Source organism: Corynebacterium sp. HMSC05E07, from assembly GCF_001807225.1.
In the GTDB taxonomy this organism is placed as follows: Bacteria; Actinomycetota; Actinomycetes; order Mycobacteriales; family Mycobacteriaceae; genus Corynebacterium; species Corynebacterium singulare.
In genome coordinates this window covers 1-7338 of the sequence record NZ_KV788201.1, presented here as the reverse complement: position 1 = coordinate 7338, position 7338 = coordinate 1, and the positions used below count along the sequence as shown (strand labels likewise).

Genomic DNA, 7338 nt, shown 5'->3' with positions numbered 1-7338 from the left:
TGGTTGGCTAGTGTGTCTGTGCGGAAGAAATGAAGCGTCCTGGGTTTAGTTCCGCTTCCTTTACAGCCCTGTGTTGATGGGCTGGGTGAGATAATACTCGGTTTCTACTTCCTGTGGGGTGGCGTAGTCCAATGCTTCGTGAAGTCGCTTAGTGTTCCACCAATGCACCCACCCGACGTTCCTCTCCCAGGAGTATTCCGCTGTGATTCTGACGCAGGGAATCAAGGATGAAAAGTCCTACTTGCGTGCGCGCCGCACCGGCCGGGGAACGCCGCTGACCAGGGCTGAGCGCAAGGCTGTGTGGGCGATTGTGGAGTACTTCCACGCCGGCCACTGGAAGTTCCTGCGCGCGGTGGCCAAGCGGGCCCGAATGACATCTTTATTGCCGAGGATTCCCACCAGCGCATCTACGGCCAGCGCCTCGTACTGCGCAACTACGGGATTGAAACCTGCGGGCGCGCTTCCTCGAAGCTGCGCGTGAACTACCGCACCACCGCGCAGAACCTGGGCTATGCCACCGCGATTCTGGAGGGAACCGAATGGGTGGACTCTGAAGAAGACGTGGATGAGCTCACCGGATACCATTCAGTGCGCCAGGGGCCAGCACCTATTGTGCTTCATTCGGCGTCCAAAGCGGAGGAAGCAGCAAGGCTGGCTGAGCACATCAAAGACTGGACCCAAGGCGAAGAAGATGTCTCCATCGGCGTACTTACCCGCACCAACCAGCGCGGTGAAGAAATTGCCCGCCAATTGGGTGAGCACGACGTAGCAGTCAGTGCTGGCCGCCGCACCTCCACGGAGCGTCCGGTGGCAGTCATGACGATGCACAACGCCAAAGGCTTGGAGTTCACGCACGTCATCCTCCTCGACGTCAGCGCCGAGGCCCTCCCGCAGCACTACCTGCTTAAAGGTCTCGCCCCCGCCGAAGCCGACGAAGCGCTCCAGCGCGAGCGTGCATTGCTTTATGTTGCGGCCTCGCGTGCGCGCGACATGCTGCTGGTCAGCGAGGTAGGGGAGGCGTCGGAGTTGTTGCCGGCCTAGGGGCAGTCGGCTGTCTTATTACGCTTCTTTTCGCTAGTGGGAACTGCGCCACAACTGCAGGAGACGTATGATGTCTTATGACTCTAATGTGAAGATTAATGGGAAGGTCCCGAGATATGACTGCAAGCACACAGATTTTGCGCGGCGTGGTGCCTCCGCTGCTGACTCCGTTTAATGAGGACTACTCTGTTGATTCTGAGACTCTCAAGCGCCAAACTGAACGGCTTATTCAGGCTGGCGTTCATGGCTTGTTCGTTCTCGGCTCTTCAGGAGAGGTAGCTTTCCTGACTCGAGAACAGCGCAAGGAAGTCATCGCAACCGTCGTGGAACAGGCTCAAGGCCGAGTTCCGGTAATCGCAGGCGTAATTGACATGACGGCTCCGCGAGTGATTGAGCACATTGAAGATGCAGTCCCGCTAGGGGTCGAAGGGCTAGTTGCCACTGCACCTTTTTATGTGCGTACCCATGATGTAGAAATTGCTGAGCACTTCCGACTTCTACATGAAGCCGCGCCAAAGACCCCCATCTATGCTTACAACATTCCGGTCAGCGTTCACTCGGTGTTGGATGTAGCTACTCTTATTTCCCTCGCTAAGGAAGGCGTTATCGCTGGTGTCAAGGATTCCGGCGGTAATGATGGCTACACGCGTGCATTGATTAGTGCTCGCAACAAGGCTGGGCTGAAAGACTTTGTGGTCCTGACTGGCTCGGAAACTACGGTCGACTTCGCTTACTTGGCAGGCGCCGATGGTGTGGTGCCTGGTTTGGGCAACGTGGATCCGGTTTCCTACGTGAAGTTGCATGGGCTTTTGGAGCACGGAGCGTATGCCGAGGCTGCGGAACTGCAGTCTAAGATTTGTGACCTCTTCACCATCGTTGGGGTAGGCGATAGCACCCGCATGGGCGGAAGCTCGCAAGGTCTCGGTAGCTTCAAGGCAGCGCTTCATCATCTGGGTATATTCCCGTCGGGGCTTATGTCCCGTCCGCATGTCGCTCTGAATGATGAGGAGCTGGCTAAGATTCATGAGATCGTCGATGCCGCTCAGGTAATCGAGCCCCAATCTCGCTGAACTATAACGAAATGAGTGAAGAGTGACTAGTACCCTTGCGCTTGATGTCGGTGCAACAAAGGTTGGTTGGGGCTTTGTGGCTGATGAAGACCCAACGCAGGCTGTAGCGTTGGGAAAGATTCCTACCCAGCCAGCCGGGGTGTCGCCGCAGGAGCAGATCAAGAAAGCCATTCAGCTGGCGCTAGAGGAATCGAGCATTCTCCCGGAGCGAATCGGTATTGGCTCGCCAGGAGTCATTCAAGCGCCTGAGGGGCTCGTCACCTACAACGGGGCCACCATTAAGAACTGGGCTGGCACCAATCTTCGTGAAGTCGCGAAAGAAGTGGTTGATCTTCCGTGTGCCGTTCATAACGATGTGCGAGTCTGGGCTTATGGAGAGCTGATGCTCGGAGCGGCGAGAGATTTTCAGTCTGGTAGAGTCCTGTACCTTTCGTTGGGAACTGGTGTCGGTGGTGCGGTAAGTGATAACGGGAGTCTGCTGACTGGACCTACCGGTTCGGCTGGAGAGTTCTCGGAACTCTTGTGTGCCGATTTCCAGGGCTTTGCGGACCGCGCCGAGAACATTATGAGCGGCAATAGCTTGGCTGCGTATTATGAAGAATTTTCTACGAACCCCACGAGCGAACGAGTGCAATGGAAAGAACGCGACCAGTTAGCGCTTCCCCTCGAAAAGGTTGTAGAAAGAATGCACCAGGGGGACGAACTCGCTTCCCGGATTATTAGAGGGAATTCCTATGGTCTTGGCCGAGCCGTGGCTGGTATTGTTTCGGCTTTTGATCTCGATGCCGTTGTTTTAGGCGGCGGTGTATGCCAGATTGGGGCCGCTGTGGAGGAGCCATTCCGTCATGCCATAGAAGATTTTGCGTTGAAGCCGAACCGCTCCGTCGCAGTTCGGGTAACCGAATCGCCGGCGACAGCTCCGCTAGTGGGAGCTGCGGCTTTCGCTCGAGACAACGCTTTTTAGCACTGTTTATCTGCGATATATCCAGAAGAAGGTTCAGATTTATGTTTAGGTTTAAGAGTAGTGAACTGGAGGGACGCCGAGAAGAAGTTCGCGACATGATTCGGAACTCAGTGATTGTCTCGGTGCAAGCGCCAGATGGCCACCCGATGCGAGACACGCACACCTTGACTCATGTTGCTCGTGCGTGTGTTGAGGGCGGAAGCCGCGCAATCCGGTGCGGCGGGTACGGAGGCATCAAGGATGTCGAGGCAATTGCAGCCGCAGTAGATGTACCAGTTTTCGGCCTTACAAAAGAGGGGAGTGAGGGCGTCTATATCACTCCAACTGTAGAGTCCGTGCGCAAGTTGGCTGATTCCGGGGCTGCTGTTATCTGTGCGGATGCCACGGATCGCCCGAGGCCTGATGGATCTAGTTTTTCCGATCTTGTCGCAGAGTGCCACCGGTTGAATGTTTTGTCGATGGCCGACTGCTCTACCCCGGAAGAAATGCAGCGGGCGCACCAAGCGGGGGCGGATATCATTTCAACGACACTGGCCGGCTACACAGAGTTCCGGAATAAGACTGAAGGTCCGGATCTTGAATGCTTGACAGAGGGGCGACGGCTCTGCGGCACGGATGCCTTTGTGATCGGCGAAGGAAGGTTTGCCTCGCGCGATGATGTGGCTGCGGGAAAGCGGGCTGGCGCCGATGCAATCATCATTGGCACTGCCATCACAGATCCTGTGTGGATTACTCGGAGCTTCAATAGCTGACAATGCCCATCACAGTGAAGTCAAGAGAGGTTCGTAATGCCCGAGCACCGAATCTTGGTACTTCTTGAGGTCATTATTTTGTAAAGCATCGACGATGTCTTGGTGCGCGCGAACTGTTCTGCTGAGGTCCTGTGGTTCTTCCAATTTGCGGAGCGGAATGACGTTCATGTGCACTTGCCAAAAGACATCATTGAGTTCACGGATAATCGGGTTATCGATTTCGGACAGCAGCACCTGATGGAATTCCCGATCCTCCTCGGCAAAGTTCAGTCCTTGTTCTCGCTTGGCGGCCATTTTGGTGACAATGGAGCTTAGCCGTTGTAGCTTTGAGGATTCTAGTTTCGTTGTGACTTCTTGCCCGATGGCAAGATCAATTGCCTGCCGGATTTCCACCACATTACGAAGAGTTTCAAGGTTGTCATCGGCGTCGAGGGTAGCTCGAAAGATGAGTCCCTGAACTAAGGCTTTGAGTGATGTACCGGAGACAAAAGTTCCTGTTCCGTGCCTAACTTCGACGATATCTAACGTCGTTAGGATTCTGATGGCCTCCCGGACTGAGGAGCGAGAGAAGCCAAGTTCTTCACAGAGCTCGGATTCGGTTGGCAAAGTGTCCCCAGGCTTGAGGGCGTTGTTTCGAATGAATTTCTTGATGCCTTCTACAGCCTGCTGTGTAGTTGAGGCAGGGCGTTTTTCGGTTTCGCTGAAACCCCACGATCCGGTGTGCACTGTCTATCCCCTCTATTCTTTCCATCGATTTTAAGCTTTCCACCCCGGTCGGATTTGTAGGGAATAACCCTGTTGGGGGGAGAGATCCTTCCCTCTGATGGACAGGGGAAGGCGATTTTGCCCTAAAGCCCTTTACACATCAGACGTCTGATGTATTGTAGCTTTCAACATGCTTTATCGCATAGGAAGATGAAAGAGTGATTTAGCTCACTATACTGAAAGCCCTGAAGGGAAAGCCATATGCAATCGTTCGGAACGCTCAACTGGATAGTTCTGCTCCTCTACCTCCTCGGAATGCTGCTTGTCGGCGCTTATTTTGCGCGAAGGGCCGGCAGTGATCAGGAAGAATTCTTCAAAGCGGGTGGCAGGATTCCTGGCTGGGCTGCAGGTTTCTCCATCTATGCAACGACGCTGTCTGCTATCACATTTATGTCTACACCGGAAAAGGCATATTTGACTGACTGGGCCTATTCGGCTGGGAACCTTGCAATTTTTGCCATTGTTCCGATCTTGGTGGGTTACTATGTCCCGTTCTTTAGAAAACTGGATGTCACAACGGCCTACGAATATCTTGAGGAGAGATTCTCCGTAGTCCTTCGAGTTCTTGGCTCGCTCCTCTTCGTTCTTTATCACGTTGGGCGAATCGCCATCGTTATCTATTTGCCGACGTTGGCAATTACGTCAGTGGCAGGTATCAACCCGCTGGTCGTCGCCGCATTTGTAGGCGCTCTTTGCGTTGTGTACACCTTCCTGGGAGGTATGGAAGGCGTGATTTGGTCTGATGTGATTCAGGGCATCCTGCTGTTGGCCGGTGCTGCAGCGGTAGTGCTGACGGCCATGGCCATGACTCCTGATGGCTTTAGTGGCGCTGTGGTCAACGCTGCGGAAGAAGGCAAATTCTACTCAGCGGATAACTTCACTACCAATGCTGTTTTCACCTCGATACCGTTCATTTTCATTGGAAATGTACTGAATAGCTTGCACCAGTACACCTCTTCTCAGGACGTCGTTCAGCGCTACCAAACGACTCCTACGATTCAAGCGACGAAGAAGTCTCTCATTGTTAATGGAATTCTAGCGCTCGTAACGATTCCGCTGTTCTACGGGATGGGTACGGCTTTGTATAACTTCTACGAAGCGAAGGGTGGCCTGCCTGAGGGAGTCAATACTTCTGCTGTAGTGCCTTATTTCATTCTTTCGGAGCTGCCTGCAGGCATCGCAGGACTATTGATTGCTGCTATCTTGGCAGCTGCGCAGTCGACAATTTCCTCGTCACTCAACTCGATTTCCGCTTGCGTTGTCGTCGATATTTATAATCGCTTCTCATCGAAGGAAGCGTCGGTTACTTTCTCTCGCGTCGTCATCATTGCTGCCGGTTCCTTCGGATTGGCCGTCGCTCTGTATCTCATCATCACCAACCAGTCGGATTTGTGGGATCTGTTCCTCGCAATTACCGGTCTTTTTGGAGTTCCGCTCACTGCGGTATTTGTCCTGGGCATTTTCACGAAGTCTGCAAATTCCCATGGCGTTCTGATTGGGCTCATCTGTGGAGCAGTCGCTGCATACTTTGCTGGAAAGCTGGACCAGGGGCCATTCTTGGTCTCGATTGTCGCCTTCGTAGGAACTCTCGTTATCGGATACTTGGCATCCTTCATCTTCCGTACATCTGACCAGCACGACATCACTGGTCTAACCATTTACGGAAAGGATTTTGAGTACACACGACGTGGCGTCAAACAGATACCTGTTACACAAAGTGAGTAAGGCAGGTGAGGTTGCTCCCCAAATCGTGGATACATAGTGGAGCTTCTTAGTGGCTAGGCATCTATTTGTTTTTGCTGGTGGTTGAGCCGGTGTGGTTCTCGGAGCCGACGGGGTTCACGATCCCCTGTGCTTCAGTTCCGGCGTCGAGAGTTGTAGACAAGTTCAATTCATTAGACAAAGGGTTTACGTTTGACGTCGCGGGTTGCCCAGCGCTATCGGTCGTCGTGTTATCACAGCACACACCGGTACGCCCCACGGACTGTCAATTCCCAAGTTGTGGCAAACGACCCAGAGTTTCACGGCGGTGAATTGTGTTACGTGGTCAGCGTGGAAACCTAGGCCGCCAACAAAGTCATCGCGCAGCGTATGCACCATCCGCAGAGGCTGTTCGACTAGGTTTGTATCTTGAGCGCTATCCTTAGCCCAGTTCAGTACACAGTAGGAATGGTCAGCGCGGACCGCACACAAATACAATAAGCCTTTGCCAGTGTACAGGTGGATAATGGCCGACATCCTCATGGAAACCGAGTATTATCGCCGCTTGGTCCACCAGCACAGGGGCGAAAAGAAGCAGAACAAACCCGCAAGACGCTTCAAGGTTCCTTCTCGGGTGGTTTACTGCCCACGAAGAAACCTGCGAAGTAATTCTTATGATGCTCTTTCGGAGAGAATGAGCGAAGAGAGCCTGTGAGGCTCAATCTCAGATGGCCACTCTGGTAGTGAGCCATTAGGTGCCCAAGCGATGACCCACGATTCCCGTTCGCGTTCTGAGCTTCCGCCGTGACCGCCCTCATCGATGTGACCGTGATCGGTAGTGACGACAACGAGCCAATCTTCACCATGTTCGGTGGCGCGTGTATTTACGGCATCCACAAGCCGTTTGACATGCTGATCAACAGATCTAATAGCATCACGGTATTCATCTCCCATGAGGCCATAAACATGTCCGGCATCATCAACACTGCAGCAGTACGTGAAACCAACATCGAAGTGTTGCGCGGGGGTATCTAGTAACACCGTG

General features: G+C 53.5%; 7 protein-coding genes. 5 read left to right on the top strand and 2 right to left on the bottom strand.

Going from position 1 to position 7338, the window contains the following annotated elements; translation table 11 throughout:
* The first annotated feature begins 300 nt into the window (after positions 1–300).
* From HMPREF3149_RS00060 to HMPREF3149_RS00045, 4 genes are all read left to right on the top strand, one after another.
* On the top strand, positions 301–1041 hold the full coding sequence (locus HMPREF3149_RS00060) for a 3'-5' exonuclease (protein ID WP_070535477.1): 741 nt from the start codon (positions 301–303) through the stop codon (positions 1039–1041).
* A gap of 116 nt (positions 1042–1157) precedes the next feature.
* Positions 1158–2111, top strand: a complete 954-nt coding sequence (locus HMPREF3149_RS00055; RefSeq protein WP_070535475.1) for a dihydrodipicolinate synthase family protein — start codon at positions 1158–1160, stop codon at positions 2109–2111.
* 22 nt (positions 2112–2133) lie between these two features.
* Positions 2134–3075 carry an ROK family protein gene (locus tag HMPREF3149_RS00050; RefSeq protein ID WP_070535472.1) on the top strand — a complete coding sequence of 314 codons (942 nt, stop codon included), beginning with the start codon at positions 2134–2136 and terminating at the stop codon, positions 3073–3075.
* Positions 3076–3116: 41 nt separating this feature from the next.
* Positions 3117–3827 (top strand): N-acetylmannosamine-6-phosphate 2-epimerase, encoded by a 711-nt coding sequence (locus tag HMPREF3149_RS00045; protein WP_070535469.1) that lies wholly within the window; start codon positions 3117–3119, stop codon positions 3825–3827.
* Between the two features lie 9 nt (positions 3828–3836).
* Here HMPREF3149_RS00045 and HMPREF3149_RS00040 read toward each other — a convergent pair whose 3' ends face one another.
* A complete protein-coding gene (locus tag HMPREF3149_RS00040) occupies positions 3837–4553 on the bottom strand; it encodes a FadR/GntR family transcriptional regulator (protein ID WP_070535466.1) in 717 nt (238 codons plus the stop codon).
* A 240-nt stretch (positions 4554–4793) separates the two neighbouring features.
* On the opposite strand from HMPREF3149_RS00040, the gene HMPREF3149_RS00035 reads away from it, so the two are divergent.
* Positions 4794–6317 (top strand): sodium:solute symporter family protein, encoded by a 1524-nt coding sequence (locus HMPREF3149_RS00035; protein ID WP_070535463.1) that lies wholly within the window; start codon positions 4794–4796, stop codon positions 6315–6317.
* Positions 6318–6965: 648 nt separating this feature from the next.
* Here the strand turns inward: HMPREF3149_RS00035 and HMPREF3149_RS13240 are convergent.
* A complete protein-coding gene (locus tag HMPREF3149_RS13240; RefSeq protein ID WP_246819902.1) occupies positions 6966–7334 on the bottom strand; it encodes an alkaline phosphatase family protein in 369 nt (122 codons plus the stop codon).
* Positions 7335–7338: the final 4 nt, after the last annotated feature.